Source organism: Streptomyces sp. NPDC002130 (assembly GCF_040296465.1).
GTDB lineage: Bacteria > Actinomycetota > Actinomycetes > Streptomycetales > Streptomycetaceae > Streptomyces.
The window spans coordinates 1-1,437 of record NZ_JBEOXI010000831.1 but is presented as its reverse complement, the minus strand read 5'-3'; the positions used below and the strand labels follow the sequence as shown (position 1 = coordinate 1,437).

Below are 1,437 nucleotides of genomic sequence, written 5' to 3'. Positions count from 1 at the left end.
CAGGAAGGAGCCGCGGGCCATGATGTCGTGCTGGAGGTCCCAGTCCTTCGCGGAGGCTCGACCATTTCCCGAGAGTAAGGTTGACTGGTCCGTTTTGTCCGCTAATTCAGCGAATGTTCACTCAACCGAGCCAGTCGAGAACGGCCGCCGCAGTCCACGACTGCTGCATGCTCCCCAACGGTTCTCCGGTGAAAGGCTCGTAGTACTCGGCAAATGTGCCGTCGCTGGCCTGCCTCAACCCCTCCGAACGCAGGACGTGTGATCGCTCGGCCCATCCCCGACGCGCGAACGCCCACGAGAACAACCACGTGATGACCGGCCACACCGGGCCACGCCAATACTCCCGAGGACGGAAATCGCCGGAAACCGGAGACGTCGACGGTGGGACAGCAAATCGCATGTCCGGGTGACCACAGAATTTGGGCCCCTCGAAAGTACGCAACAGAGCGCGCTCGGCATCACGGCTCAGGCCGCCGCACAGCAACGGCGCAAACATCGCGATGGTCTCGGTATGAACCCATCGCCCGGTGCGAAGATCGAAATCCTTTGCTGCACCTGATCGTTCATCAGTGGTGGCAATCACGCCCTGCCGGAATCGATCTGCCCAACCGCGCAGATCACGGACGTCGGAGTTCGGCCGCGAATGCTCCTCGCCGATGGTTGCCAAGACGTCGCATGCCATCGAGAAGACGGCACTGACAAACACGTCCTCGACGGCAAAACTCATGGCCGTTGCAAGCTGCGAATCCTCGTACCGCACGGCCTTCATCTCTTCGAGAAGCCAAAGGTAGCGGTCGTATTCGTTATCCGTGGGCCGCTGAGACAAGTCCGTCACCACAGCGAGATCTGCGCGCTGATACGCAGGCACTTGTCCCGCAACAACATTCGCGTACGCCAGATCCCATCGCGGAGAGTTGTCCATCCCCGATTCCCACCCGTGATAAAGCGCGATGCGGCCGTTGCCGTCGAGATCGCGGGCCTCCGCCAACCACCGGTGCCACCGAACCAGATCGCTCCAGCGCCGGTCCAGGAACTCTTCCGCGACCGCACGCGTCGTACGTCCGTGCCGACGCGAATGATCGAGAATCCGCTGCACCGCGATCGCGTGAACAGGGGGTTGGGTGATTCCCGATGTAGCGGTACCCAACGGAGCATGAGCTGCCAACGCATTGACATCCCAGCGCGTCGGGCCGGGGAAGTAGCCGTCGACACCGTTCGCGAACACGATGTGCGGAATCATTCCGTTCTTCCATTGAGCCGAGAGCAAGGTATCGAGCTCTACTACCGCCCGTTCGACGCTGAGCGGCGCCAAACCTACCGCGACGAACGCGGCGTCCCAGCTCCACATGTGGGGATACAGCTTCGGGGCAGCGCTGGACCTGCCCGGTCTGCACCCCACCGGGCGGCTGCGTCGACTCCGCGACGCCGCGTACGCCG

The 1,437-nt window shown here is 62.6% G+C and carries 1 protein-coding gene; it reads right to left on the bottom strand.

Features of this window, described 5'->3' with window-relative positions:
- Nucleotides 1-121: 121 nt before the first annotated feature.
- Complete coding sequence (ggh, locus tag ABT116_RS46060) at nt 122-1,399, bottom strand: glucosylglycerate hydrolase (RefSeq protein ID WP_502984073.1); 1,278 nt, start codon at nt 1,397-1,399, stop codon at nt 122-124.
- Nucleotides 1,400-1,437: the final 38 nt, after the last annotated feature.